The organism is Actinoplanes sp. NPDC026623, assembly GCF_040638275.1.
Classification (GTDB): Bacteria; Actinomycetota; Actinomycetes; order Mycobacteriales; family Micromonosporaceae; genus Actinoplanes.
In genome coordinates, this window is sequence record NZ_JBEZXZ010000036.1 from 1 (window position 1) to 25,171 (window position 25,171).

Sequence of the window (25,171 nt, forward strand, 5' to 3'; positions counted from 1 at the left end):
GGGAGTCGTCGCCGATCAGCCGGCCCTCGCGGATCAGCAGCAGCCGGTCGCACCGCCCGGCCTCGTCCATGACGTATGGCCGGCCAGGTCCTGATGCCCTACGCGTACGGCGACGCGGCCGACCGGGTCGACAAGGTCGCCGCCGCGGGCAACCAGAACCTCGCCGGCGTCGACACCCCGGCCGAGATGATCGCCAAGTTCCGGCTCGGGGGCCTGATCCTGGTCGGCTTCACGCCCGGTGACCCGACCGGTGCCACCAACCCGGCGACGAACGTCGAGAACCCGGCGCAGGTCCGCGCCCTGACCGAGGGGCTGCAGCGGGCCGCGGCGCGGCTTCCCGGCGGGGCGCCGCTGCTGATCGGCACCGACCAGGAGTACGGCGTGGTCACCCGGATCCGGCAGGGCGTGACGCTGCTGCCGTCCGCGATGGCCTTCGGCGCCGCCGCCAGGCCGGACCTGACCGAGGGCGCCTGGCGCGCGGCGGGCGAGGAACTGGCGGCGATGGGAATCAACCTCAACTTCGCGCCCGTCGCCGACACGCTCGGGCCGAAGGGCAGCTCCGTGATCGGCTCCCGCTCGTTCGGCGCCGACCCGCAGGCGAACTCCGCGCAGGTGCGGGCGGCCGTGCGCGGCCTGCAGGGCGCCGGGGTCTCGGCGGCCGTCAAGCACTTCCCGGGCCACGGGCACACGACCGGCGACAGCCACGACGGCCTGCCGGTGGTGGCGCAGTCCAAGGAGCAACTGGCGACCCAGGACCTGCCGCCGTTCTCCGCGGGCATCGCCGCGGGCACCGGGGTGGTCATGTCCGGGCACCTCGACGTGCAGGCCCTCGACAAGGGCGTGGCCGCGACCTTCTCCCACAAGATCATGACGGACCTGCTCCGGACCGGCCTGAAGTTCACCGGCGTCGCGATCACCGACGCGATGAACATGCCGCCCGCGATGAAGTGGCCGCCCGGCGAGGCGGCCGTCCGCGCCCTGAACGCGGGCAACGACATGCTGCTCATGCCGCCGAACCTGGCCGGCGCCCGGGACGGCATCGTGGCCGCGCTCGCGGACGGCACCCTCAAGCGCGAGCGCCTCGTCGAGGCGGCCACCCGGATTCTCACCCTGAAGTTCCGGGGCGCCCCGCCGCAGCCCGCGCTCGACACCGTCGGGTCGGCCGAGCACCAGAAGGCCGTCTACGCCGCCGACACCGCGGTGACCACCGTCCTCCGGGGCGCCTGCACCGGTCCGCTGGTTTCCGGCCCGGTCATCGTGACCGCCTCCGGCGGCCGGGAGCCGGCGCGGGTGGCCCTCGTCAAGGCGCTGCAGGCCGCCGGGGTGCGGGTGCAGGCCGCGGGCGGCACGGTCGTGCACCTCGTCGGCTACGGCGACCGGCAGACCGATCTGAGCGCGGACGCGGCGGTCACGGTCGCCATGGACACGCCGTACCTGCTGGCGGGCTCGCGGTCGCCGGCGCTGCTCGCCACGTACTCGTCGAGCCCGCTCTCGCTGACCGCGCTGGCGAACGTGCTGGCCGGTGCGGCCCCGGCGCCGGGGAGGTCCCCGGTGCAGGCCGGCAACCTGCCGCGGAGCGCCTGCGTCAAGTGATCCGGCGGTAGCGTCCCGGCGCGCTGCCGTGGTGGCGCCGGAACGCCGTGGCGAACGCGAACTCGGAGCGGTAGCCGACCCGGTGCGCGATCACGGCGACGGTGGCGTCGGTGTCACGCAGCAGGCGGGCCGCCAGGGTCATCCGCCACCAGGTGAGATAGCCGAGCGGTGGGCGGCCGACCAGCGCGGTGAAGCGCCCCGCGAACGGCGCCCGCGAACGGCCGGCGTGCGCCCCCAGGGAGGCGACCGTCCAGGGCCGGCCCGGCTCCTCGTGCAGGGCGCGCAGCGCGGCGCCGACGACCGGGTCGCGCAGGGCGGCGGCCCAGCCGGTCGCGGCGGCGGGCCGCGCGTCGTACCAGTGCCGCAAGAGGTAGATCAGCACCGTTTCGAGCAGCGCCGGCACCGCGGCGTCGGTGCCCAGCCCGGGACGCCGCAGTTCGGCTGCGAGCAGGCCGACGGCCGCGCCCAGTTCGGCGGAGGGTGCCACGTGGATCCACTCCGGCAACTCCTGCACGAGCGGGTGGGTCCGGGCCGGGTCCGTCTCGTACGCGCCGCAGAGGGTCACGACGTCCCGCCCGCGCGGCGGCGGCCCGGGCTCGGCGGCACAGGGCGCGTACGGCACCTCCGGCGAGCTGACCAGGGCGTGCGCGCGTCCGTACGGCCGCAGCACCACGTCGCCCTCGCCGCACCGCACGGGATCGGCGCCCCCGGGCGGCAGCAGCCAGCAGGAGCCGCTCAGGACCACCTGGAAGCCCAGGGCGCCGGGCACCGCCGCGAACTCCTGCCCCCACGGCTCGTCCCAGCCCAGCAGCATCGAGCGCGGCCGGCCGGTACGCAGCACCGCGAGCACGTCGCTGAGCACGTCCACGGCCCCTCCAGGACGATCACGAAGGTTTGCAGGATTCTGAAGCATAGGTCGTCCCACCCGGCCCGCCTACGGTCGTTGTCATGAGAGCTGCGCGCATTCACGGGTACGGCGGCCCGGCCGTCATCCGCGTCGACGAGATCGCGGTGCCGGTCCCGGGCCCGGGGGAGGTGCTGGTGCGGGTGGCGGCCACCTCGTTCAACCCGACGGAGACGGCGCTGCGCTCGGGACACCTGGCGCAACTGCTGCCGGTCGAGTTGCCGCTCACCCTGGGCTGGGACGTGGCGGGCACAGTGGACGGCGAGCCGGTCGTGGCATTCCTGGAATCCGGTGCGGCGGCCGAATTCGCGGTGGCGCCGGCCGCGGCGGTGGTGCCGGCGCCGGCCGGCGTCGCGCTCGCCGACGCGGCCGCGCTGCCGCTGGCGGGGCTGACGGCCTGGCAGGCCGTCTTCGAGCATGCCGCGGTGGCGCCGGGCGAGCGGGTGCTGGTGAACGGCGCCGGCGGCGGCATCGGCGGCTTCGCGGTGCAACTGGCCCGGCACGCGGGCGCCTACGTGATCGCCACCGCGGGCCCGCGCAGCGCGGCGGCGGTGCGGGCCGACGAGATTCTCGACTACACCGCGGGCCCGCTCGTCGTGGACGAGCCCGTCGACGTCGTCCTGAACTGTGCGGCGATCGGCCCGCGGGCGGCGGCGGCCCTGCCCGCGCTGGCGCGACCGGGCGCCCGGATCGTCACGGTCGCCACGCCCGTGCCCGGCGGGCGGCACTTCGTCGTCCGCAACGACCCCGCCGACCTGGCGGCGCTGGTCAGGCTCGTGGACGCGGGCACCCTGCGGCTGCGGATCACCGATCGTCGCCGCCTGGAGGACCTGCCGGAGCTGCACCGGCTCGCGGAGGCCGGCGGGGTGCACGGAAAGGTCATCGTGTCCCCGTAGAAAAGGGGCGCCCCGGCTGGGACGCCCCCTCGTTGTCGCCTGAGCGTCAGAGCGGGATGTTGCCGTGCGCGCCGCGCGCGGCTGGCGCCGCCGCCAGCGCCTCGGCGATGCGCCGGCGGGTCTGCTCGGGCGTGATCACGTCGTCCACCACGCCGATCTCGAGCGCGCGGTTGACGCCGCCCGCCGTCTTCAACTGCTCCTGGATGAGCGCCTCGCGCAGCGACTCGCGGTCCTCCTGCGCCGCGGCCGCAAGCTGCTTGCGGTGCAGGATGTTCACCGCCGCGCTCGCGCCCATGACCGCGACCTCGGCGTCCGGCCAGGCGAAGACGGCCGTGGCGCCCAGGGAGCGGGAGTTCATCGCGATATACGCGCCGCCGTACGCCTTGCGGGTCACCAGGGTCACCCGGGGCACGACCGCCTCGGCGAAGGCGTGCAGCAGCTTCGCGCCGCGGCGCACCACGCCGTCCCACTCCTGGCCCACGCCCGGCAGGTAGCCGGGCACGTCCACCAGCACGATCAACGGCACGCCCAGCGAGTCGCACATCCGCACGAACCGGGCCGCCTTCTCGGCGCTGGACGCGTCGAGGCACCCGCCGAGGCGCAGCGGATTGTTGGCGATGACGCCCACCGTGCGGCCGCCGAAGCGGCCCAGCGTGGTGGAGACGTTCGGCGCCCACTTGGCGTGCAACTCCACGCCCGGCTCGTCGAGCAGCGCCTTGACCACCGGCTTCACGTCGTACGCCCGGTTGGCCTCGGCCGGCATCGTCTTGCTCAGGTCGTGGTCCTCGTCGGGGCCCTCGGCCACGTCCGCCGGGGTGAGCCGGCCCTGGCGGCCGAGCAGGACGGTGAGTTTGCGGGCCTCGAGCAGCGCGCTCTCGTCGTCCTTGGTGGTGATGTGCACGACGCCGGAGCGCCGGCCGTGCGGCTCGGGACCGCCGAGGCGCTCCATGTCGACCTGTTCGCCGGTGACGCTGCGGACCACCTCGGGCCCGGTCACGAAGATCCGGCCCGACTTGCTCATGATCACGATGTCGGTCAGCGCCGGCCCGTACGCGGCGCCGCCGGCCGCCGGGCCGAGCACCACGGAGATCTGCGGCACGCGCCCGGAGGCGCGCACCATCGCCGCGAACACCTGGCCCACGGCGTCCAGGGCGACGACGCCCTCGGCGAGCCGGGCGCCGCCGGAGTGCCAGAGGCCGAGCACCGGCACCCGCTCGCGGACCGCCGTGTCGATCGCGTCGACGACGTGCTGGCAGCCCTCGACGCCCATGGCGCCGCCCATCCGGGTGGCGTCGGTGGCGAAGGCGATCGCCGGTGTGCCGTCGACCTCGCCCCGCGCCCACAGCACCCCCGAGTCGTCCCTGGGGGCGAGCAGGCGCAGGGAGCCGGCGTCGAAGAGCGCCCGCAGGCGCCCCTGCGGATCACGATGGTCGACGACGACGGCGTCGGCCGGGTTCGAGGTCATGGTCACGACGTTCTCCAATGCCGGTGAACGGTCACGCGCGGGTGAAGACCAGGGCCACGTTGTGGCCGCCGAAGCCGAACGAGTTGTTCAGCGCGGCCGGGATGTCGAGCGGACGGGCCTTGTGTGCCGCGACATCCAGCATCAGGTCTTCCGGGTCGTCCAGGTTGATGGTCGGCGGCACCACGCTGTCGCGGATCGCCAGGATCGTGGCGATCGACTCCAGCGCGCCCGCGGCGCCGAGCAGGTGCCCGGACATCGACTTGGTCGAGGTGAGGACGGGGTGGTCGCCGATCGCCTTGCGCAGCGCGACGATCTCGGCCATGTCCCCGACCGGTGTGGAGGTGGCGTGCGCGTTGACGTGCACGATGTCGGACTTGGAGAGGTCCGCGTCGGCCAGCGCCTTGGCGATGGCGCGGATCGCGCCCGCGCCCTGGGGGTGCGGCTGCACGATGTCGTAGCCGTCCGAGGTGATGCCGGCGCCGGCGAGCCGGGCGTACACCCGGGCGCCGCGGGCGGCGGCGTGGTCGGCGCGCTCGAGCACGACCGCGCCGGCGCCCTCGCCGAGCACGAAGCCGTCGCGGCCCTTGTCCCACGGGCGGGAGGCCTTCTCGGGCGCGTCGTTGCGGGTGGACATGGCCCGCATCGAGGCGAAGCCGGCGATCGGCAGCGGGTGGATCACGGCCTCGGTGCCGCCGGCCATGACCACGTCGGCCCGGCCGGAGCGGATGAGGTCCAGGCCGAGCGAGATCGCCTCGGCGCCGGTCGCGCAGGCGCTGGCCATCGAGTGGACGCCCGCCTGGGCGCCGAGCTCGAGGCCGACCCAGGCGGCGGGGCCGTTGGGCATCAGCATCGGCACGGTGTGCGGGCTGACCCGGCGCGGCCCGGAGGCCTCCAGGATGTCGTCCTGGCTGAGCAGGGTCTGCGCACCGCCTATGCCGCTGCCGAAGCTGACGGCGAGCCGCTCGGGGTCGACGCCCGAGTCCTTGAGGCCGGCGTCGGCCCAGGCCTGGTGCGCGGCGATCAGGGCGATCGCCTCGGAGCGGTCCAGCCGCCGCATCTTGACGCGTTCGATGACCTCGGAGGGGTCGACCGCGAGCTGTGCGGCGATGCGGACGGGCAACTGCTCGGCCCACTCCTGGGTGAGGGGTCCCACCCCGGAGCGGCCGGCAAGCATGGCGTCCCAGGTGGACGCGACGTCCCCGCCAAGCGGGGTCGTCGCGCCGAGCCCGGTGACGACGACGTCTGTGTTACTCATGTCAGTGGTTCGCCTCGATGAAGGAGACGGCGTCGCCCACGGTCTTGAGGTTCTGGACCTCGTTGTCCGGGATCTTGACGCCGAACTTCTCCTCGGCTGCCACCACGACCTCGACCATGGACAGCGAATCGACGTCCAGGTCGTCGGTGAAGGACTTCTCCTCGGCGACGTCGTCCGGGTTCACCCCGGCGACCTCCTCGAGGATCTCGGCGAGGCCGGAGGTGATCTCAGCGCGGGTTGCCATTGCGGTGGGTTCCTTTCGATGGTGGGGGTAATCGCGGACAGGTTCTAGCCCCATTACGGGCAGCGGATGACCTGTCCCGCGTATGTGAGGCCGCCGCCGAAGCCGAAGAGCAGGACCGGGGCGCCCGAGGGCACCTCGCGCCGCTCGACCAGCTTGGACAGCGCCAGCGGCACGCTCGCCGCGGAGGTGTTGCCGGATTCGATCAGGTCCTTGGCGACGACGACGTCCGGACCCAGTCCGAGTCGCTTGACGATGCCGTCGATGATGCGGGTGTTGGCCTGGTGCGGCACGAACGCCGCCAGCTCGTCCGGCCGGACGCCGGCGCGCTCGCAGGCCTGCAGCGCGAACGGCGCCAGCGCGGTGGTCGCCCACCGGAAGACGCTCTGGCCCTCCTGCTGGATGTAGGGCTGCCAGCCCTCGATCCGCAGCACGTCGCCCTTTTCCGGCGCCGAGCCCCAGAGCACCGGGCCGACGCCGGCCGTCTCGCCCTCGGGCACCGCGGAGACCACGGCCGCGCCCGCGCCGTCGCCGAAGAGCACGGCGGTGGTGCGGTCGGTCCAGTCGGTGACGTCGGAGAGCTTCTCCGCGCCGATGACGATGGCGTTGCGGCTGGCGCCCGCGCGGATGGCGTGGTCGGCCGTGGCCAGCGCGTACGAGAAGCCGGAGCAGGCCGTGTTCACGTCCATGGCGGCCGGGGCGATGATGCCCAGCCGGGCGGCGACCCGGGACGCCACGTTGGGGCAGCGGTCGATCGAGGAACAGGTCGCCACGACCACCATGTCGATGTCGGCGCTGGTGAGCCCGGAGCCGGCCAGGGCCTTCTCCGCGGCGAAGGTGGCCATGTCGGCGACGGACTCGGCGTCGGCGACGCGGCGCTCGGCGATGCCGACCCGGTCCCTGATCCAGGCGTCGTTGGTCTCGACGATCTTCGCGAGGTCGTCATTGGTGATCACTCGCGAGGGCTGGTAGTGGCCCATCGCGACGATGCGGGAACCCGCGTTCATCGTGTAGCTCCTTCGATCGCGACAGACTCGTTCGCCGGGCGATTCTCAACCTGGCCGCAGGCCAGCGGGGTACGGGCCGTTGGACCCCGCCGGGCGTGGACGCCCGGGCCATGTCGAAAAAGGCTCACTGGAGCAGTCCGCCGATGCGGGCGACCGGCTGGCCGGGGGCCACCGGGTCGTCGAGATGGGCCAGCCACTCGGTGAGCACGCCGGCGCCGTGCGCGGCGATCTCGACCGGTCCCTGGCGGGTCACCACCTGGCCGACCACCTGGCCGGTGCGCACGTCGGCGCCCTCGTCCAGGCCCTCGGCGGGCCGGAACAGGCCGGCGCTGGGCGCCACCACGACCCGGAACAGGGGGGTCGGCTCGTGGGTGGAGACGGTGCCGTGCCGGGCGATCAGGTCGCGGGCGGCGGCCAGGTCGTCCGGGGTGTTGAGGGTCACGATCTCCGGGGCGCCGTCGCCCTTGAGCTCGCGCTTGGCAAGGCCGGCCAGGGTGCCGGCCGGCGGCAACTCGATGATGCCGGTGACGCCGAGGTCGCGCAGGTTCCGCATCACGAGGTCCCAGCGGACTCCGGCGGTGACCTGACGGACCAGGCGCTGCAGCATCTCGCGGCCGTGGATGACCGCCGCACCGTCCAGGTTCGACAGCAGGATGCGGGACGGGTCGGAGACGGTGACGCCGCCCGCCACCGCGTTGAGGGCCCGCTCGGCGGGGGCCATGTAGGGCGTGTGGAACGCGCCGGCGACCGCCAGGCTGATGACCCGGGCCTTGGCCGGCGGCTCGGCGCCGAACTTGGCGAGGGCGTCCAGCGCTCCGGCGGCGACGATCTGGCCGGCGCCGTTGCGGTTCGCCGGGTAAAGCCCGTGGCGCTCGATCGCGGCGAGCACCTCGTCGGTGTCGCCGCCGAGCACCGCGCTCATGCCGGTGGGCTCGAGAGCGCAGGCGGCGGCCATCTCGCGGCCGCGGACCCCGGCGAGGGTGATCGCGGCCTCGGCCGGCAGCACCCCGGCGAGGGCGGTGGCGCCGAGCTCGCCGACGCTGTGGCCGGCGACCAGGCCGACGTCGTACATAGGCAGGTGCTCGGCGGCGAGCAGGGCGGCGGCAACGAGCAGTGGCTGGGTGCGCGCGGTGTCCTTGATCTCGTCGGCGTCGGCCGCGGTGCCGAGGTGGATCAGGTCGACGCCGGCCAGCGCCGACCACCAGCGGAGGCGGGCCTCGGCGCCGGACAGGTCGAGCCACGGAGAGAGGAAGCCGGGCTTCTGGGAACCCTGGCCGGGCGAGAGAACTGCGAGCACGTTGCTGACTCTTCCGGATGGGGGCAGGTTCCGGGGTTGCTGCACGAGACCAAACCCTACGACTGGCGTTGTAGGTTTCCTACAAACACTCCCGAAAAATGTCCGGGTTGGTGGTGAAGTATACGCACTTCAGGTGCTTAACGATCTTTCAAATCCGGCCCTGTCGCGCAGTGATTTAGCTCGCAGGGTCGAGGCGGCCGATGGCGAGCGCGAGCCGCAGCGCGAAGGCGTCACGCCCGTCCAGAGGGGACAATCCGGTCACATCGGCGATCCTTTTAAGGCGGTATCGCACCGTATTCGGGTGCACGAAGAGCTCGCGGGCCGCACTCTCCAGTACTCCGCCGGCGGCGAAGAACGCGTCCAGCGTGTCCAGCAGTCCGCCGCCGGCCCGCACGACCGCGCCGTACGCGTCGTGACGCAGCGCACGCCGGGCCTCGGAGTCCCCGGCGAGGGCGCGCTCGGGCAGCAGGTCGTCGGCGGCGACCGGGGTGGGCGCGCCGGGCCAGGCGGGCGCGGCCCGGAAACCGGCCAGGGCGGCCCGGGCCGACTCGGTCGCGTGGTCCAGCGACGGCACGGCGGGCCCGACCACGATCGGCCCCTCGCCGAAGCTGGCCGCCAGCTGCCCGGCGGTGGCGAGCGGGTCGGCGGCCCCGCCCATGACGATCACCAGGCGGTCGCCGTGCACCCCGCCGATGACCTCGACCCGGGCGCGGCGGGCGGCCCGGTAGACGCTGTGCAGCACCGCGGTGATGTCGCCGCCGGGTGAGCGCCCCACGACCACGGCCACCGGCGGCGCGTCCGCCCAGCCGAGCGCGGCGGCCCGGCTGGCGAGCACGTCGGAGGAGTCGCCGCGCAGCAGGGCGTCGACCAGCAGCGCCTGCAGCCGGGCGTCCCAGGCGCCGCGAGACTCGGCGGCGCGGGCGTAGACCCGGGCCGCGGAGAACGCGATCTCCCGGGAGAACTTGAGGATGGCCTGCTCGAGCGCCTCCTCCTCGCCCGCGGCGGCGAGGCTGGACACCTCGGACTCGGCGACGTCGATGGTGACCTTCACCAGTTGGACGGTCTGGGTCAGCGTGATCGAGCGGGCGAGGGCCCGCGGCGCGGCGGCGAAGACCTCGTCGGAGATCTCCTGGGTGCCGGCGGCGGTGCCGCCGGAGCGCAGCCACTCCACCAGCGATCGCACGCCGGCCTGCGCGACGAGCATCACCCAGGAGCGCTGGTCGGCGGGCAGGTCCCGGAACCACGGCAGGGTCTCGTCCATGCGGGCGACGCTGGCGCTGGCCAGTGCCCCGGCGCGGCTCTCGACGCGACGCAGCGTGGCGGCCAGCGGCGGCCGCCTGCCCGACCCGCCGGATTTCGCTGCCTGTGCCACCTGACCACCCTGTCACGATCCTGTTCGCCGTGGTCGGGGCGGGCCTTGAGGTTGTACCGTTCCGCGCGGTCACTCGAACATCTCGATTCTGTACCTTTTGAGAAATTTGTCCGTAATAGCGGTGCGCCTCATCGGTGATTTCGGTCGGTGACCTGGCAAGGTGTCGTCCTAGCGGCCCCCGTATCCGGGCGCGCTACGGGTAATGCCGGCCACGGATTTGCCGATGGGACCGGGTGCCCGAGAAAGACCGGCAGGGAAGGAGGCAGTGATGACGGAGCGCGAGGACGGCCAACTGTGCGCCGACGCGGAGCAGGTGGCCGCGGAGGATCCGCTCATCCCACTCGCCGACGAACCGGCCGGCGACGTTCCGCACCGGGTCGGCTGCCGCACCGAGCTCCGCGGCTGGGCCGGGGCGCACCTGCACGGCGCGGTCCGGCCGCGCCGGCGCGCGGTGGGCCGCGGTCGCCCGCCGGGCCGCTGGTGCTGATCTCACTCGGTTGAGTGACTGATTGCGGTGTGGCGCGCGCGTTCCGTGACGCCGACCCTCCCGTCCCGACACCGTGAGCGGGTGGACGACAAGAGACGGCTCATCCTCGACCAGGCCCTGGCTCTCGTCGACGAACAGGGCCTCGGCGCGATGTCCATGCGTGCGGTCGCGGAGCGGGTCGGGCTCACCTCGATGGCGCTCTATCCGTACGTCGGCGGCAAGGACGCTCTGCTCGACGGGCTGGTCGACCTCCTGCACCTCGAGCTCGGCACCGAGTACGGCGAGGACCCGGCCGGCATCGACTGGCGCCAGCGGCTGAGAGCCCTGGGGCGGGCCGTACGGGCGCTGTCCCGCGCGCACCCCGGCGCGTACCCGCTGCTGCTGAGCCGGCCCTCGGCCGGCGCCTCGGCGTCCTGGCTGACCGCCGCCCTGCGCGGCTGCCTGTACGACGCGGGCGTGCCCGCGGAACAGGTGCCGCGGCTGACCCGGATGATCTGCGCGTTCCTGCTCGGCTACACCGTCGGCGAGGTGACCGGGGGCCTGCCCGCCGACGAGGCCGCCGGGCACGACGACGCCGCCGCCGAGTTCGATGCGGACCTGGACGACCTGGTCCGGCTCGTGGAGGTCACCGTTGGCGTTGGCTGAGGCCGTTCCGCGTCGTTCGCCGCGACCATTGGCCTATAAAGAGATATGTCCGACGGGTACGTCACCCAGCGCTACGTCCATCTGCGTCGTGCGGCGTTCCTGATGTGCGGCGACTGGGGGCTTGCCGACGACCTCGCCCGGACCACGCTGGCCCGCTTCCTCAACGAGATCGATGTCGGGGACCCGGAACTCTGGACCTACGCGGATCTGATGGCGGGCTTCAAGAGGCCGCGCGGGCGCCGCAAGCGGGTCTTCGTCGCCCCCGCGGACAGCGATACCGGCGCCGACGCGCACACCGTGCTGGTCCTCGACGCGCTGCACAGCCTCACGCCGCGCTGCCGGGCGGTGCTCGTCCTGCGCCACTTCTGCGGCCTGGCCATCGACGAGACCGCCGACGCCCTCGGCCTCGACGACAGCCGGGTGCTGACCCTCGAGGCCGAGGGGCTGGGCGCCTTCGAGTCGCTGCTCGCGTCCGCGCGCCCGGCCGACGCGCGATGAGCGCCCTGCTGACCGAGGTGCTGCAGCGGGCCTGCGAGAGCGAGCCGCCGCCCGGCGACGCCGCCGCCGACATCGTCGCGCGCTCCGAGCGGCTGCGCCGCCGTCGCGCCTGGGGCGTGGTGTTCGCCGCCGTCGTCGTGGTGGTCATCGTCGTCCTGCTCGGGTACGCCCTCACGACCGTCCTGCTGCCCGGCCCCAAGCCGCCCTCGACCGCCGCGGTGCCCGTACCCCAGCCGCGGCCGTCGAGCGTCCTCGATCCGGTGCTGGCGAGGCTGGCGCCGCTCATCGACGCCAAGGGCTACGAGATCGTGCCGCCGGAACCGGCGTCCGGCTCGGGCTGGCGGCGGTACGTGGTGCACGACGCGGCCGGCGCACCCCGGGGCCTGGTGGAGGTGGTCGTCTTCGACGCGGAGGCCGGGATCTGCCTGCCGGTCCTCGCCGACCCGGCCGCCTGCGCCCTGCCGGACCGCACCGGCGCGGGCATCGAGTACGCCCGCTACGCCGACACCGGCGACGTCGACTGGCAGGTGAACCAGGTGATCGCCCGCCGGGTTGTCGACGGGCGGACGGTGGCGGTCATGGCCACCGGCGAGCGCGGCACCGGCAGCGCGGAGGCGGGCCGGCCGCCGCTGAGCATCACCGAGGTGGAACAGGTCGCGACCGACCCGCACCTGCAGGACGCGTTCGGGGTGGGGGAGCGGTGCAACCGCCCGGCCCCGGCCTGCCCGATTCTGAGATTTCCGGTCCGCCCGAGCGACTGAGCACGTTCGCCGCGCCCGGGCGAAACCGGGGTCAGACCCGCCGGCGGATCAGGTAGGCGATGCCGGCCAGGCCGAGCAGGATGACGATCAGCACCGCCGCGTTGAGCAGGAACAGCCGGCGGAAGTCGGCGAGGACGTGGTTGACGTTCTCGACCGGGTTCGTCTCGTCGGCCGCGACCTCCTGGCCCGCGCCGCCACCGATGCCGCCCGTGACCACGTCCGGCTTCGGCTTGAGCGGCACCCCGCTCAGGCGCAGCGACTCGGACATGGTCAGCCGGCCGTAGAACCAGCCGGCCTGCCTCTTGCCCGTCGGCTGCTTGGCCGGCCGGTATGCCCGGGGGCCGCCGGCGGCGTTGGGGTAGAGGTCGTAGACCTGGGTCGCCTTGTCCTTGATCATGACGGTGACGACGAACTTCGGTCCCGTCTTGCCGGCCTTGGGCGCCGACGTCGTCGGTGCCGTGTTCGCCAGCCAGTTGACCTCGCTCAGCAGCCGCTTGAACAGGTCGTCCCGCTCGGCCTGCTGCACGATGATCTTGTTACCCGGGAATTGCCCGGTGATCCGTATCGCGGTCGGCTTGGCCGGCACCTTCGGCGCGGCCGCGGCCGGTCCGGCGAGCGGAACCAGCCCGGCGCTGAGTGCGACACCTGCCGCCATGACGCCTGCCGCCGATAAGAATCGGGCGATCACCCCTTGAACCACCGTCCGGCCTCCCCGCCCCCGTGGATGAAAACATTCGCGCTGTTCGTCGTGCCGGTCCGGCTCGGCCGAGCCGACGACGGCACGGCCGTGCTCACAGCCTTCCCGCAGATGGTCTCGGCCGCATCTCGGACCGGGACGAATTGGAGCCATCTGGGATCGGTTGCGGCGGCGAAGACGGTCGCTGTTCAGCGGGCGAATAGTACCTAGGCATCGCAAGTTCCGCCGTGCCCGGTCACCCATGCTGCTGACGTTCATACCCGTAGGACGTTCGCACCTGGTCAAGGCGTTGCCTCGTGCGGTACGCGCGCGCCGCAAACCGGGCGCGCGCGTACCGAACGGTCACGAGCCTGCGGCTAGCCCAGCTTCGCGCGGGCCGCGGCCAGCCGGGCGAGCGTCCGCTCCCGGCCCAGGACCTCGAGCGACTCGAACAGCGGCAGGCCGACGGTGCGGCCGGTCGTGGCCACGCGTACCGGTGCCTGGGTCTTGCCCAGCTTGAGCCCGCGCTCCTCGCCGACCTGCTCGAGGGCCGCCTTGAGCGGCTCGGCCGACCAGTCGGACTGCGCGCCGAACGCCGCGGCGGCGGCGTCGAGGATGTCGGCGGCGCCCTCCTTCATCGCCTTGTTCCACGACTGCTCGTCCGAGACGGGCTCGTCGAGGAAGAGGAAGTCGACGTATTCGACGATCTCGCTGAGCACCGCGATGCGGGTCTGCGCCAGCGGGGCGACCGCGGCGAACACGGTCGGGTCGAAGGCGGACGGGTCCCACGGCGGCGCGGGGATCGTGTCGGTGCCGCCCAGCCAGGGCGCGCAGACCGCGGCGAACTCCTCGGCGTCCAGGGCGCGGATGTAGTCGCCGTTGAACGCCCGCAGCTTCTTGACGTCGAAGAACGCGGGCGAGTGGCTGACCTCCGCAAGCTTGAACTCCTCCTCGACGACCGACCACGGCACGATCTCGCGGTCGCCGGAGGGTGCCCAGCCGAGCAGCATCAGGTAGTTGCGCATCGCGGCGGCGAGGTAGCCCTCGTCGCGGTAGGACTCCAGCGCCACCTTGTCGCGCCGCTTGGAGAGCTTCTGCCGCTTCTCGTTGACGATGACCGGCACGTGCGCCCAGACCGGCGGCTTGACGCCGAGCGCCTCCCACAGCAGCTGCTGCTTCGGGGTGTTGGGCAGGTGCTCCTCGGCGCGGATCACGTGGGTGATGCCCATGGTCATGTCGTCGACGACGTTCGCCAGCAGGAAGACGGCGGAGCCGTCGCTGCGGGCGATGACGAAGTCCTCGATCAGCTTGTTCTCGAAGGTGGGCTCGCCGCGGACCATGTCGACGACCACGGTCTCGCCCTCGTCGGGCGTGCGGAAGCGCAGCGCCCGGCCCTCGCCGGGGCCGAGGCCGCGGTCGCGGCAGAAGCCGTCGTAGCCGGTGTGCTTGTTGCCCGAGCGGGCCACCGCGTCGTCGCGGGTGCAGCCGCAGTAGTAGGCGCGGCCCTCGCCGTAGAGGCGGGTCGCGGCGGCGGTGTGCTCATCGGCGTACGCCGACTGGAAGTAGGGGCCCTCGTAGGTGCCCCGCTCGATGCCGATCCAGTCGAGCGCCGAGATGATCGCCTCGGTCCATTCGGGACGGTTGCGGGCTGCATCGGTGTCCTCGATGCGCAAGACGAAGACGCCGCCCGTCTGCTGGGCGACGATCCAGTTCTGCAGCGCCGAGCGGGCGCCGCCAACGTGGAACATTCCGGTCGGAGAAGGGGCGAAGCGTACGCGAACTGTCACCCGACCAGCCTACGGCGCTCGTCGAGGTCTTTGTCGGCGACCTTTTATCACGCCGTATATTGACGATTATTAGTAAGGCTTCTTAATATTTGAACGCTCGATGTCATCCCCGACGGCGCCCCCGCGCCGGACAGAGAGGTTCCCCCATGAAACGACAACTGGCCGCCGCCGCCTTCGCGGTCGCCGTGGCCGCCGTGAGCGCGGTCGCCTTCCAGAGCAGTTCCGAGGCGGCCGTCCTGCCCGGCAACTTCAAGAGCGTCGGCTACCAGCCGTCGTGGGCCGGCAACGTCGCCGCCATCCAGTACGGCAAGCTGACCAACATCAACTACGCGTTCGTGCTGCCGAACTCGAACGGCACCCTGCAGGCGGTGCCGGACCCGGGCAAGCTGCAGCAACTGGTCTCGCTCGGCCACCAGAACAACGTCAAGGTCGGGCTCGCGCTCGGCGGCTGGAACGACGGGAACGACTCCGCGTTCGAGGCGCTCGCCGGCAACTCCTCCGCACGCACCACGTTCGTCAACGCCGTCATGGGCCTGGTCGGCCAGTACAACCTGGACAGCATCGACATCGACTGGGAATACCCCGACCCCGGCACCTCCGGCAACAACTACACGGCCCTGATGCAACAGCTCAGCACGGCCCTGCACAACCAGGGCAAGCTGCTCACCGCCGCGGTCGTCTCCGAGGGCGGCACCGCGAACGGCGTGCAGCCCGCGGTCTTCGGCATGGTCGACTGGCTCAACATCATGGCGTACGACGGCGGCAGCCCGCACGCCAACTACGACTGGTCGATCGCCAGCGTCAACTTCTGGAAGGGCCGCGGCCTGCCGGCCGCGAAGGCGGTCCTCGGCGTGCCGTTCTACAGCCGCCCCGGCTATCTGACGTACGCCCAGATCGTCGCCACGAACCCGGCCTTCGCCAACCAGGACTGCGCCACGATCGGCGGCGTCAACGAGTGCTACAACGGCCTGCCGACGATTCGCCGCAAGACCCAGTGGGCGATGGCGAACGCCGGCGGCATGATGAACTGGGAGCTGTCCCAGGACGCGACCGGCGCGAACTCGCTGGTCAACGCGATCTACACGACGGTGACCGGCGGCACCACCCCGCCGCCGACGAACCCGCCGTCGGGGCGCACCGGCCGGATCACCGGCGTCGCCGGCAAGTGCGTCGACGTCGCCGCTGCCTCGTCGGCCAACGGCGCCGCCGTCCAGCTCTACGACTGCAACGGCACCGCCGCGCAGACCTGGACCGTGGCCACCGACGGCACGCTGCGGGCGCTGGGCAAGTGCATGGACGTCGCGGCCGCCGGCACGGCGAACGGCGCGCTGGTGCAGCTCTACGACTGCAACGGCACGGGCGCGCAGCAGTGGCAGGCGCAGAGCAACGGCACGCTGCGCAACCCGGCGAGCGGCCGGTGCCTGGACGCGTCGAACAGCAGCTCGGCGAACGGCACCCGCCTGCAGATCTGGGACTGCTTCGCCGGCGCCAACCAGCGCTGGGTCCTCCCCGCGTAACGGGTCGCTCCGTGCGGTCCCGCTGGTTCAGGGGACCGCACGGATGCGGACCACCATGACCGCGCCGAGCAGCGTCACGGCCGCCGTCAGCGCGTACAGCGTGGGATAGCCGCCGAGGTGGGTGACCAGCGGTGCCGCGATCGCGGGGCCCAGCACCTGCGGCGCCGCCGTCGCGATGTTGATGACCCCGAGGTCCTTGGCCCGGTCCACCGCGGCCGGCAGCACCTGGGTGATGAGCGCGTTGTCCACGGCCAGGTAGACCCCGTAGCCGGCGCCCAGCAGCACCGAGGCCACCATCGAGACCTCCCAGGTCGGCCAGATCGCCAGCAGCAGCGCCGCGATCGCGATGATCACGCCGGACCAGATCACGAAGATCTTGCGCCGCCCGGACCGGTCGGACAGCCGCCCGCCGAACACCGCCGTCGCCACCATGCCCACCGTGTACAGCAGGATCAGGATCAGCAGGCCGCCGTCCGGGTCGTCGAGCCTGACCCGGTCGGTGAGGAAGTACAGCAGGTACAGCGTGCCGAGCGCGTTGCCCAGCTGGACCAGGAACCGGGTGCCCCAGGCCCAGGCGAAGTCGGGGTTGTCGCGGAAGGTGCGCCAGATGCTCGTCTGCGAGCGCGGCCGCTTCGCCTCGACCGGCAGCGGATCGTCCGGCGTCAGCAGCGCGAACGGCACGGCGAGCAGGACCAGGACCAGGGCCATCGCCACGTACCCCGAGGCGACGCCGGTGACGACCGCCGTGCACAGCACCGCGCCGAGCACGAGGCCGAGCGCCTGCGGCATGCCGATCCAGCCGGAGACCGCACCGCGCTGCCCGACCGGCACCCGGTCCGGCACCGCCGCGGTCAGCGTCGCCAGCATCATGTTGAGCCCGACCTGGGTGCCCGCCCAGCCGAGCGCCACGCCCGCGATGTGCTGCTGCCCGGCGAGGCCCAGCAACGACACGCACGAGATGGCGGCGCCCGCGAGCGTCCACACGTGCCGGCGCCCGTAGGTGCGTCCGCCGATCCGCAGCCGGGTCCGGTCGGAGAGCGCGCCCGCCGCGGGGTTGACGATGATCGCGACCAGCGCGCCGAGCGCGGTGACCCAGCCCAGCGCCGCTTCCTTGCCGACGATGCCGATGTCGGTGATCTGCTCGGGCAGCAGCACCTGCACCGGCGTGAAGAACGCCATCCAGAGTCCGAGGTTCGCGGCGAAGAGCAGGCCGACCCAGGAGCGCCGTACCGGCACCACCGGCTCTGCCAGCGCGGCCGGCGTGCCCTGCGTGACGCTCATTGCACCTCCGGAGACGCGAAAGATTCTCGGACCCTAGGGGATCGCGGTCTCCCAGGGAAGAGTCCGACTCTTGACGGGCGCCGGAAGGCCGAGTAATTTACCAACTGGCTAATTAACCAGATGGTAAAACAACGTGGAGGCGAAGACGATGGGCAAGATCTACGCGGTGGAGTACGTGACCCTCGACGGCGTCTTCGAGGAGCCGGCCTGGAGTGGGCCGTACTTCAACGAGGAGCTCAGCAACTGGCAGGCCGAGAACCTCAAGGAGGCCGACGCGATGCTGCTGGGCCGCCGGACCTACGAGGGCTTCAAGGAGGCCTGGCCGAAGATGGAGGCCGAGACCGGCGACTTCGGCAAGAAGATGAACGGCATGGGTAAGCACGTGGCCACCACCACCCTGACCGAGCCGGAGTGGAACGCCGAGTTCATCAAGGGCGACGTCGTCGAGGCGGTCAAGAAGCTCAAGGCCGAGGCCGGCACCCTGATGATCAACGGCAGCGCCAGCCTGGTCAACCTGCTGACCCGGCACAACCTCATCGACGAATACCGGATCATGATCTTCCCGGTCGTCGTCGGCGAGGGCCGCAAGCTGTGGGACGAAGGCACCAAGGTGGCACTGCGGCAGGCCGGCCACTTCACCACCAAGACCGGCGTCGAGGTCATCACCTACGTGCCGGAATGAGCCCGGTGGCCACGGACCGGCTGAGCGTCGTCTTCGGCGCGCTCGCGGATCCGACCCGCCGCGCGATCCTGGCCCGGCTGGCCGAGGGCGAGGCGACGGTCAACGAGCTGGCCGAGCCGTTCGCGATGACGCTCCCGGCCGTCTCCAAGCACCTGAAGGTGCTGGAACAGGCGGGCCTGATCTCCCGCGGCCGGCAGGCACAGTGGCGGCCCTGCCGGCTGGAGGCGGAGCCGCTGCGCGAAGCCACCGAGTGGGTCGAGCGCTACCGCCGGTTCTGGGAGTCCAGCTTCGACAAGCTCGACGCCCACCTCCGGCGGCTCATGGAGCAGCCCGGCCCGACACCGCCGGGATGAGCAGGGGAGCCCGGCCCGGCTCCCCTGCCTCGCCCGTCGATCAGCTGTCGCCGCCGGTCTCGCCCACCGGCGCGGCGTTGACGTCGTCGATCGCGTACTTCTTCGCGGCCTCGGCCGGCACGTGCATCGGCACCTTGCCGCGCAGCGCCAGCTGGCGCAGCGTCGCCACCGCGATCGACTCCGCGTCCACGTGGAAGTGGCGGCGCAGCGCGTGCCGGGTGTCGCTCATGCCGAAGCCGTCGGTGCCCAGCGACGTGTAGTCGTTCGGCACCCAGCGGCTGATCAGGTCGGGCACGGCCCGCATCCAGTCGCTGACGGCGACGACCGGGCCCTCGGTGCCCTCCAGCTTGGTCTCGATGTAAGGCTTGCGAGGCTGGTCGCCCGGGTTGAGCAGGTTGTGCTCCTCGGTCGCGACGGCATCGCGGCGCAGCTCCGTCCAGGACGTGACCGACCACACGTCCGCGGCGACGCCCCAGTCCTGCGCCAGCAGCGTCTGTGCCTTGATCGCCCACTGCATGCCCGTGCCGGAGGCGAGGATCTGCGCCTTCGGTCCGGTCGTGTCCGGAGCCGCCGCGTAGCGGTAGATGCCCTTGAGCAGGCCGTCGACGTCGACCTCGGCCGGCTCGGCCGGCTGCAGGATCGGCTCGTTGTAGATGGTCAGGTAGTAGAAGACGTTCTCCTGGTGCTCGCCGTACATCCGGTGCAGGCCGTTCTCGACGATGTGCGCGATCTCGAACGCGAACGCCGGGTCGTAGGCCACCACGGCCGGGTTCGTCGCCGCGATCAGCAGCGAGTGCCCGTCCTCGTGCTGCAGGCCCTCGCCGTTGAGCGTGGTCCGCCCGGCGGTGGCGCCGAGCAGGAAGCCGCGGGTCATCTGGTCCGCGGCCGCCCACAGCTCGTCGGCGGTGCGCTGGAAGCCGAACATCGAGTAGAAGATGTAGAGCGGGATCATCGGCTCGTCGTGCGTCGCGTACGAGGTGCCGGCCGCGATGAAGCTGGCGGTCGAGCCGGCCTCGTTGATGCCCTCGTGCAGGATCTGGCCGTTCGTCGCTTCCTTGTAGGAGAGGAAGAGCTCCCGGTCGACCGACGTGTAGGTCTGGCCGTGCGGTGAGTAGATCTTCTTCGTCGGGAAGAGCGAGTCCATGCCGAACGTTCGCGCCTCGTCCGGGATGATCGGCACCCAGCGGGAACCGAACTCCTTGTCGCGCATCAGGTCCTTGAGCAGCCGGACGAACGCCATGGTGGTGGCGACCTTCTGCTTGCCCGAGCCGCGCTTGACGTCGCCGAAGGTCTTCGATTCCGGGATCGCCAGCGACTTGTGCTTGGTGCGCCGGCTCGGCACGAAGCCGCCCAGCTCCTTGCGGCGGTCGAGCATGTACTGCAGCTCGTCGGACTTCTCACCGGGGTGGAAGTACGGCGGCAGGTACGGGTTCTCCTCGAGCTTGGAGTCCGGGATGTCCAGGTAGAGCCGGTCCCGGAACTGCTTGAGGTCGTCCAGGGTCAGCTTCTTCATCTGGTGCGTGGCGTTGCGGGCCTCGAAGTGCGAGCCCAGGGTCCAGCCCTTGATCGTCTTGGCGAGGATCACGGTGGGCTGGCCGGTGTGCTCGGTGGCCGCCTTGTAGGCCGCGTAGAGCTTCTTGTAGTCGTGGCCGCCGCGCTTGAGGTTCCAGATCTGGTCGTCGGTCATGCCCTCGACCAGCTTGCGGGTGCGCGGGTCCCGGCCGAAGAAGTTCTCCCGCACATACGCGCCCGATTCGCCCTTGTATGTCTGGTAGTCGCCGTCCGGCGTGACATTCATCAGGTTGACCAGGGCGCCGTCGTTGTCGGCGGCGAGCAGCGGGTCCCACTCGCGGCCCCAGACGACCTTGATGACGTTCCAGCCGGCGCCGCGGAAGAAGGCCTCCAGCTCCTGGATGACCTTGCCGTTGCCGCGCACCGGGCCGTCGAGGCGCTGCAGGTTGCAGTTGACCACGAAGGTCAGGTTGTCGAGCTCCTCGCGGGCCGCCAGGCCGATCGCGCCGAGCGACTCGACCTCGTCCATCTCGCCGTCGCCGAGGAAGGCCCAGACGTGCTGCTGGCTGGTGTCCTTGATGCCGCGGTTGTGCAGGTAGCGGTTGTAGCGGGCCTGGTAGATCGCGTTCAGCGGGCCGAGGCCCATGCTGACCGTCGGGAACTCCCAGAAGTTGTTCATCAGCCGCGGGTGCGGGTAGGACGGCAGGCCGCCGCCCGCGTGCGACAACTCCTGGCGGAAGCCGTCCAGGTCGTGCTCGCTGAGCCGGCCCTCGAGGAACGCCCGGGCATACATGCCGGGGGAGGCGTGACCCTGGAAGAAGATGTGGTCGCCGCCGCCGGGGTGCTCCTTGCCGCGGAAGAAGTGGTTCATGCCCACCTCGTAGAGGCTCGCGGAGGAGGCGTAGGTGGAGATGTGGCCGCCGACGCCGATCTCGGGCCGCTGGGCGCGGTGCACCAGCATCGCGGCGTTCCACCGGATGTAGGCCCGGATCCGCCGCTCCACGAACTCGTCGCCGGGGAACCACGGCTCACGCTCGGGCGAGATCGTGTTGATGTAGTCCGTCGACGTCAGGGGCGGCACGCCGACCTGTCGCTCCCGGGCCCGTTCGAGCAGTCGCAACATCACGTAGCGTGCGCGCTTGGCTCCGCCATCGTCGATGACTCCGTCGAGCGACTCGACCCACTCGCTGGTTTCCTCGGGGTCGATGTCCGGAAGCTGGCTCGGCAGGCCGTCGCTGATCACCGGGCGCTTGCGTTCCGTGGCCACAGGCATTCCTCTAAGTCGGGTGTCGGGCCGTGCGCTCATCGTGTGAACCGCACGGGGAATAGGTCCATCCTGCCCCCTGTCGGTGGCTGGCGTCACGCCTACCGCGCTCGTACGCGATGCTCGACACAGGTACTGACCAGTAACTTCTGGTCAGCCGGGGAGAAAGCTGAGCCGGACCTGCCGCTGCGGATTGTCGCCGTTGGGATCGACGAGGCAGATCGACTGCCAGGTGCCGAGCGCGAGGCGCCCGCCGATGACCGGCAGTGAGGCGTACGGGGGGATCCAGGCCGGCAGTACATGATCACGACCGTGCCCCTTCGAGCCGTGCCGGTGCCGCCACCGGTCCTCGGCCGGGAGCAGGTCGTCGACGGCTTTCAGCAGGTCCTCGTCCGACCCGGCCCCGGTCTCGATGATGGCGAGCCCGGCGGTGGCATGCGGCACGAAGACGTGCAGGAGGCCGTCGCCTCGCCCGCTGACGAACCGCTCGACCTCGGCCGTGATGTCCAGGACGGTGGGCCGGTCCCCGGTCCGCACGGTGATCACGGTGGTGTCCATGACCGGAAAGTCTGCCATCCGCGGCCACCGGGCTACGTGAAGAGGTCCAGCACGAGGAAGCACACGCCCACGACCAGAAACCAGCAGCCACACTGCGCGACCCGACCGAGCACCGCCATCCACCGACTCCACCACCGGGTGCGGCCGGCCCGCGCCGTTTCCGGCCGCGCTCACCCCGCGCCGGTGCGGTCATTCGGGTGAACCGCGCCCCCTGCGGGAGTGTCCGATGGCATCATGCGCGGTGGCGGTGCTCGCCACCGTCGGCGATGCTGGGTCGCGTGACCACCCCGCAAAACCTCGACGAGCGATTCCGTGACGCCGTCTCGGCACTGCAGCCGGGCGAGCAGCGCCGCACGCCCGACGAACCGGTCCGCGAAGGCTCTACCCTGACCGGGGCCCGGGCCAGGGAACTCTTCGACGCCCAGCTGGCCAGCCGGCACCTCGACCTCGCCGCGCGCTGGCTGCGCAGCTTCAACGAGGGCTTCTACACGATCGGCTCGTCCGGCCACGAGGGAAACGCCGCCGTCGCCGCCGCGCTGCGCCCCGACGACCCGGCGCTGCTGCACTACCGCTCCGGCGCGTTCTACTGTGTCCGCGCCTTCCAGGCCGGCCTGGAAGGCGACGACGAGTCCGCCAAGGACCCACTGGTCGAGGCCGTGCGCGACGTCCTGCGCGGGGTGGTGGCCTCCGCCGCCGAGCCGATCGCCGGCGGCCGGCACAAGGTCTTCGGCCGCGCCGACCTGCAGGTCATCCCGACCACCTCGACGATCGCCTCGCACCTGCCCCGGGCCGTCGGCCTCGCCTTCGGCATCGCCCGCAACCTTCGCGCACCCTGGCCGGCCGACGCCCTGGCCGTCGCCTCCTTCGGAGACGCCTCGGTCAACCACGCCAGCGCGACCGCGGCCTTCAACACCGCCGGCTGGTACGACCACACCGGCCAGCGCCTGCCGCTGCTGCTGGTCTGCGAGGACAACGGCTTCGGCATCAGCGTCCCGTCGCCCGACGGCTGGACCGCCGAGACGCTGCGCACCCGCCCCGGCATCCGCTACTTCGCGGCGGACGGCTGCGACGTCGCCGCCACCTACGACGCCGCCCGCGAGGCCGCCGACTGGGTCCGCGAGCAGCGCCGCCCGGCCGTGCTGCACCTGACGATGGTCCGGCTCATGGGCCACGCGGGCGCGGACGCCGAGGTCGCGTACCGGTCGTCCGAGGACATCACCGCGGACCTGGCGCGCGACCCCCTCGCCGGCACCGCCCGGCTGCTCGTCGAGGGCGGATTCGCCACCCCGGAAGACCTGATCGCCCGCTACGACGAGGTCGGCTGGCAGGTCCGCAAGGTCGCCGAGGACGTGCTGAGCGAGCCCAAGCTCGCCGGCGCCGCCGAGGTCGTCGCCCCGCTGGCGCCGCGCCGCCCGCTGCGCGCCGCCCGCAGCATCGCCGACGCGGCCGGCCGGGCCGCCGGACCGGGCTCGGCCGCCCGGATGCAGGCCTTCGGCGGCCGGCTGCCGGAGCAGGGCGGCCCGCTCACCCTCGCGCAGACCATCAACGCCACCCTCACCGACGCCCTGCTGGCCGAGCCCGGCGCGATGCTGTTCGGCGAGGACGTCGCCGTCAAGGGCGGCGTCTACGGCGTCACGAAGAACCTGCGGGACCGCTTCGGCGCCGACCGGGTCTTCGACACCCTGCTCGACGAGACGTCCATCCTGGGCCTCGCCCTGGGCGCCGGCCTGGCCGGGCTGCTGCCCATCCCGGAGATCCAGTACCTGGCATACCTGCACAACGCCGAGGACCAGCTACGCGGAGAGGCGGCCACCCTGGGCTTCTTCTCGCAGGGCGCGTTCCGCAACCCGATGGTCGTCCGGGTCGCGGGCCTGGCCTACCAGCAGAGCTTCGGTGGGCACTTCCACAACGACAACTCGGTGGCGGTGCTGCGCGACATCCCGGGCCTGGTGCTCGCCGTGCCGGCCCGCCCCGCGGACGCGGCCGCGATGCTGCGCTCCTGCCTGGCCGCCGCGGCGGTGGACGGCAGCGTCTGCGTCTACCTGGAGCCGATCGCCCTCTACCACACCCGCGACCTGTACGAGCCCGGCGACAACGAGTGGCTGGCGCCGTACGCGGGTCCCGGAGACTGGTCGGGCGGCCACATGCCGATCGGCCGGGCCCGCACCTACCCGGTGGGTTCAGCGGACAATCTCACGATCCTGACCTTCGGCAACGGCGTACGGATGTCGCTGCGCGTCGCGGCCCGGCTGGCCGCCGAGGGCTACGGCTCCCGGGTGGTCGACCTGCGCTGGCTGTCGCCCCTGCCCGCATCCGACCTGGTCAGGGAGGCCTCCGCGACCGGCCGCGTCCTGATCGTGGACGAGACCAGGCGGTCCGGCGGCGTCGGCGAAGGCATCCTGGCGGCGCTTGTCGACGGCGGATTCGTGGGCGCGGTCCGCCGGATTGCCTCCGCCGACTCCCTTGTTCCGCTGGGTCCGGCAGCGCAACATGTCCTGATCGGGGAGGATGCCATCACACAGGGTGCCCATGCCCTGCTGGCACGGTAAATTGCCTCACACTCGGTGCGCCACTTGCGCGCAGCGCCGCAACTGTGTGGACTACCCAGACCGGGGTCGGCATTCCGGCCCCACCACGGAACAAGGAGGCATTCGACAGTGAGCGCGACCGCTGGTCAGGCCGATGGCGTACGTAGCCCGGCGGACCGGTTCGGGATCGAACCGGGCATGGTGGTCATGGAGATGGGCTACGACGACGATGTCGACGAAGACCTCCGTGACGCCCTGGCCGAACGTTGTGGCGAGTTGGTCGACGAGGACACCGACGAGGTGGTCGACGCGGTACTGCTCTGGTACCGCGACGGCGACGGTGACCTCTTCGAGCTGCTCACCGATGCTTTGGGGCCGCTGGCCGACAGCGGAGTGGTGTGGCTGCTGACCCCGAAGGCCGGCCGCGAAGGCCACGTCGAGCCGAGTGAAGTCAGCGAGTCCGCGCCGACCGCCGGTCTCCAGCAGACCTCCACGGTGAACGCGGGCCAGGACTGGACGGCCGCAAGGCTGGTCTCACCGCGCGGCGCCAAGAAGAAGTAACAGCGGCGCTGTTCCGGCCGGCACCCATATC

At 72.0% G+C, this 25,171-nt stretch carries 23 protein-coding genes and 1 pseudogene; 11 read left to right on the forward strand and 13 right to left on the reverse strand.

The window, feature by feature from the left end; genetic code table 11:
- Positions 1-76 (reverse strand): annotated as a pseudogene (locus tag AB0F10_RS13910) (ABC transporter ATP-binding protein); the annotation flags it as partial.
- On the opposite strand from AB0F10_RS13910, the gene AB0F10_RS13915 reads away from it, so the two are divergent.
- A complete protein-coding gene (locus AB0F10_RS13915) occupies positions 76-1,593 on the forward strand; it encodes a glycoside hydrolase family 3 N-terminal domain-containing protein (RefSeq protein ID WP_360623586.1) in 1,518 nt (505 codons plus the stop codon). The pseudogene AB0F10_RS13910 and the gene AB0F10_RS13915 overlap by 1 nt on opposite strands.
- Here AB0F10_RS13915 and AB0F10_RS13920 read toward each other — a convergent pair.
- Positions 1,586-2,461 carry an AraC family transcriptional regulator gene (locus AB0F10_RS13920; RefSeq protein ID WP_360623588.1) on the reverse strand — a complete coding sequence of 292 codons (876 nt, stop codon included), beginning with the start codon at positions 2,459-2,461 and terminating at the stop codon, positions 1,586-1,588. The genes AB0F10_RS13915 and AB0F10_RS13920 overlap by 8 nt on opposite strands.
- 80 nt (positions 2,462-2,541) lie before the next feature.
- Between AB0F10_RS13920 and AB0F10_RS13925 the strand changes: the two genes are divergently transcribed.
- Entirely contained in the window at positions 2,542-3,393 is an 852-nt protein-coding gene (locus tag AB0F10_RS13925; protein ID WP_360623590.1) for an NADP-dependent oxidoreductase, read from the forward strand.
- A gap of 46 nt (positions 3,394-3,439) precedes the next feature.
- Here AB0F10_RS13925 and AB0F10_RS13930 read toward each other — a convergent pair whose 3' ends face one another.
- The 6 genes from AB0F10_RS13930 to AB0F10_RS13955 all read right to left on the reverse strand — a co-directional run bounded on the left by AB0F10_RS13930 (position 3,440) and on the right by AB0F10_RS13955 (position 10,030).
- A complete protein-coding gene (locus AB0F10_RS13930; protein ID WP_360623687.1) occupies positions 3,440-4,858 on the reverse strand; it encodes a carboxyl transferase domain-containing protein in 1,419 nt (472 codons plus the stop codon).
- A gap of 31 nt (positions 4,859-4,889) precedes the next feature.
- Positions 4,890-6,113 (reverse strand): beta-ketoacyl-ACP synthase II, encoded by a 1,224-nt coding sequence (gene fabF, locus AB0F10_RS13935; protein WP_360623592.1) that lies wholly within the window; start codon positions 6,111-6,113, stop codon positions 4,890-4,892.
- Position 6,114: 1 nt separating this feature from the next.
- Complete coding sequence (locus tag AB0F10_RS13940; RefSeq protein ID WP_023359558.1) at positions 6,115-6,357, reverse strand: acyl carrier protein; 243 nt, start codon at positions 6,355-6,357, stop codon at positions 6,115-6,117.
- A gap of 53 nt (positions 6,358-6,410) precedes the next feature.
- Positions 6,411-7,361 carry a beta-ketoacyl-ACP synthase III gene (locus AB0F10_RS13945; protein WP_360623594.1) on the reverse strand — a complete coding sequence of 317 codons (951 nt, stop codon included), beginning with the start codon at positions 7,359-7,361 and terminating at the stop codon, positions 6,411-6,413.
- A gap of 124 nt (positions 7,362-7,485) precedes the next feature.
- A complete protein-coding gene (locus tag AB0F10_RS13950) occupies positions 7,486-8,658 on the reverse strand; it encodes an acyltransferase domain-containing protein (protein WP_360623596.1) in 1,173 nt (390 codons plus the stop codon).
- Positions 8,659-8,833: 175 nt separating this feature from the next.
- The gene (locus AB0F10_RS13955) at positions 8,834-10,030 is read right to left on the reverse strand and encodes a helix-turn-helix domain-containing protein (RefSeq protein WP_360623598.1); all 1,197 of its coding nucleotides are present in this window, start codon (positions 10,028-10,030) and stop codon (positions 8,834-8,836) included.
- A gap of 268 nt (positions 10,031-10,298) precedes the next feature.
- Here AB0F10_RS13955 and AB0F10_RS13960 point away from each other — a divergent pair, with 268 nt between their 5' ends.
- The 4 genes from AB0F10_RS13960 to AB0F10_RS13975 all read left to right on the forward strand — a co-directional run bounded on the left by AB0F10_RS13960 (position 10,299) and on the right by AB0F10_RS13975 (position 12,421).
- Positions 10,299-10,517, forward strand: a complete 219-nt coding sequence (locus tag AB0F10_RS13960) for a hypothetical protein (protein ID WP_360623695.1) — start codon at positions 10,299-10,301, stop codon at positions 10,515-10,517.
- Positions 10,518-10,598: 81 nt separating this feature from the next.
- Positions 10,599-11,162 carry a TetR/AcrR family transcriptional regulator gene (locus tag AB0F10_RS13965; RefSeq protein WP_360623600.1) on the forward strand — a complete coding sequence of 188 codons (564 nt, stop codon included), beginning with the start codon at positions 10,599-10,601 and terminating at the stop codon, positions 11,160-11,162.
- A gap of 45 nt (positions 11,163-11,207) precedes the next feature.
- On the forward strand, positions 11,208-11,660 hold the full coding sequence (locus AB0F10_RS13970; protein ID WP_360623602.1) for a sigma factor-like helix-turn-helix DNA-binding protein: 453 nt from the start codon (positions 11,208-11,210) through the stop codon (positions 11,658-11,660).
- A complete protein-coding gene (locus tag AB0F10_RS13975) occupies positions 11,657-12,421 on the forward strand; it encodes a hypothetical protein (RefSeq protein WP_360623604.1) in 765 nt (254 codons plus the stop codon). Before AB0F10_RS13970 ends, AB0F10_RS13975 begins: the two co-directional genes overlap by 4 nt.
- Positions 12,422-12,452: 31 nt before the next feature.
- Here AB0F10_RS13975 and AB0F10_RS13980 read toward each other — a convergent pair whose 3' ends face one another.
- Together AB0F10_RS13980 and gltX are read right to left on the reverse strand one after the other, a co-directional pair.
- A complete protein-coding gene (locus AB0F10_RS13980; RefSeq protein WP_360623606.1) occupies positions 12,453-13,076 on the reverse strand; it encodes a hypothetical protein in 624 nt (207 codons plus the stop codon).
- Between the two features lie 398 nt (positions 13,077-13,474).
- Positions 13,475-14,884, reverse strand: coding sequence for a glutamate--tRNA ligase (gene gltX / locus AB0F10_RS13985; RefSeq protein WP_360623608.1), 1,410 nt, complete (start codon positions 14,882-14,884; stop codon positions 13,475-13,477).
- 146 nt (positions 14,885-15,030) lie between these two features.
- Here gltX and AB0F10_RS13990 point away from each other — a divergent pair, with 146 nt between their 5' ends.
- On the forward strand, positions 15,031-16,401 hold the full coding sequence (locus AB0F10_RS13990) for a glycosyl hydrolase family 18 protein (RefSeq protein WP_360623610.1): 1,371 nt from the start codon (positions 15,031-15,033) through the stop codon (positions 16,399-16,401).
- A 27-nt stretch (positions 16,402-16,428) separates the two neighbouring features.
- Here the strand turns inward: AB0F10_RS13990 and AB0F10_RS13995 are convergent, their stop codons facing one another.
- Positions 16,429-17,682, reverse strand: coding sequence for an MFS transporter (locus tag AB0F10_RS13995; RefSeq protein ID WP_360623611.1), 1,254 nt, complete (start codon positions 17,680-17,682; stop codon positions 16,429-16,431).
- 133 nt (positions 17,683-17,815) lie between these two features.
- On the opposite strand from AB0F10_RS13995, the gene AB0F10_RS14000 reads away from it, so the two are divergent.
- Both AB0F10_RS14000 and AB0F10_RS14005 read left to right on the forward strand, forming a co-directional pair.
- Complete coding sequence (locus AB0F10_RS14000) at positions 17,816-18,364, forward strand: dihydrofolate reductase family protein (protein WP_360623613.1); 549 nt, start codon at positions 17,816-17,818, stop codon at positions 18,362-18,364.
- On the forward strand, positions 18,361-18,717 hold the full coding sequence (locus AB0F10_RS14005; protein ID WP_360623615.1) for a metalloregulator ArsR/SmtB family transcription factor: 357 nt from the start codon (positions 18,361-18,363) through the stop codon (positions 18,715-18,717). The genes AB0F10_RS14000 and AB0F10_RS14005 overlap by 4 nt, the downstream gene beginning before the upstream one ends.
- 40 nt (positions 18,718-18,757) lie before the next feature.
- Here AB0F10_RS14005 and aceE read toward each other — a convergent pair whose 3' ends face one another.
- Entirely contained in the window at positions 18,758-21,496 is a 2,739-nt protein-coding gene (gene aceE, locus AB0F10_RS14010) for a pyruvate dehydrogenase (acetyl-transferring), homodimeric type (protein WP_360623617.1), read from the reverse strand.
- 150 nt (positions 21,497-21,646) lie between these two features.
- Positions 21,647-22,051, reverse strand: a complete 405-nt coding sequence (locus tag AB0F10_RS14015) for a YjbQ family protein (RefSeq protein WP_360623619.1) — start codon at positions 22,049-22,051, stop codon at positions 21,647-21,649.
- 266 nt (positions 22,052-22,317) lie between these two features.
- On the opposite strand from AB0F10_RS14015, the gene AB0F10_RS14020 reads away from it, so the two are divergent.
- Both AB0F10_RS14020 and AB0F10_RS14025 read left to right on the forward strand, forming a co-directional pair.
- Complete coding sequence (locus tag AB0F10_RS14020) at positions 22,318-24,600, forward strand: thiamine pyrophosphate-dependent enzyme (protein WP_360623621.1); 2,283 nt, start codon at positions 22,318-22,320, stop codon at positions 24,598-24,600.
- A 108-nt stretch (positions 24,601-24,708) separates the two neighbouring features.
- A complete protein-coding gene (locus AB0F10_RS14025) occupies positions 24,709-25,140 on the forward strand; it encodes a DUF3052 domain-containing protein (RefSeq protein WP_360623623.1) in 432 nt (143 codons plus the stop codon).
- The last annotated feature ends 31 nt before the right edge of the window (positions 25,141-25,171 follow it).

Excerpts from the sequence above, each read along its gene's own strand:
- AB0F10_RS13915 (WP_360623586.1), top strand. The coding sequence starts at position 76 with ATGGCCGGCCAGGTCCTGATGCCCTACGCGTACGGCGACGCGGCCGAC.
- AB0F10_RS13925 (WP_360623590.1), top strand. The coding sequence starts at position 2,542 with ATGAGAGCTGCGCGCATTCACGGGTACGGCGGCCCGGCCGTCATCCGC.
- AB0F10_RS13930 (WP_360623687.1), bottom strand. The coding sequence starts at position 4,858 with ATGACCTCGAACCCGGCCGACGCCGTCGTCGTCGACCATCGTGATCCG.
- fabF (WP_360623592.1), bottom strand. The coding sequence starts at position 6,113 with ATGAGTAACACAGACGTCGTCGTCACCGGGCTCGGCGCGACGACCCCG.
- AB0F10_RS13940 (WP_023359558.1), bottom strand. The coding sequence starts at position 6,357 with ATGGCAACCCGCGCTGAGATCACCTCCGGCCTCGCCGAGATCCTCGAG.
- AB0F10_RS13945 (WP_360623594.1), bottom strand. The coding sequence starts at position 7,361 with ATGAACGCGGGTTCCCGCATCGTCGCGATGGGCCACTACCAGCCCTCG.
- AB0F10_RS13960 (WP_360623695.1), top strand. The coding sequence starts at position 10,299 with ATGACGGAGCGCGAGGACGGCCAACTGTGCGCCGACGCGGAGCAGGTG.
- AB0F10_RS13970 (WP_360623602.1), top strand. The coding sequence starts at position 11,208 with ATGTCCGACGGGTACGTCACCCAGCGCTACGTCCATCTGCGTCGTGCG.
- AB0F10_RS13975 (WP_360623604.1), top strand. The coding sequence starts at position 11,657 with ATGAGCGCCCTGCTGACCGAGGTGCTGCAGCGGGCCTGCGAGAGCGAG.
- AB0F10_RS13980 (WP_360623606.1), bottom strand. The coding sequence starts at position 13,076 with ATGGCGGCAGGTGTCGCACTCAGCGCCGGGCTGGTTCCGCTCGCCGGA.
- AB0F10_RS13990 (WP_360623610.1), top strand. The coding sequence starts at position 15,031 with ATGAAACGACAACTGGCCGCCGCCGCCTTCGCGGTCGCCGTGGCCGCC.
- AB0F10_RS13995 (WP_360623611.1), bottom strand. The coding sequence starts at position 17,682 with ATGAGCGTCACGCAGGGCACGCCGGCCGCGCTGGCAGAGCCGGTGGTG.
- AB0F10_RS14005 (WP_360623615.1), top strand. The coding sequence starts at position 18,361 with ATGAGCCCGGTGGCCACGGACCGGCTGAGCGTCGTCTTCGGCGCGCTC.
- AB0F10_RS14015 (WP_360623619.1), bottom strand. The coding sequence starts at position 22,051 with ATGGACACCACCGTGATCACCGTGCGGACCGGGGACCGGCCCACCGTC.
- AB0F10_RS14020 (WP_360623621.1), top strand. The coding sequence starts at position 22,318 with ATGCTGGGTCGCGTGACCACCCCGCAAAACCTCGACGAGCGATTCCGT.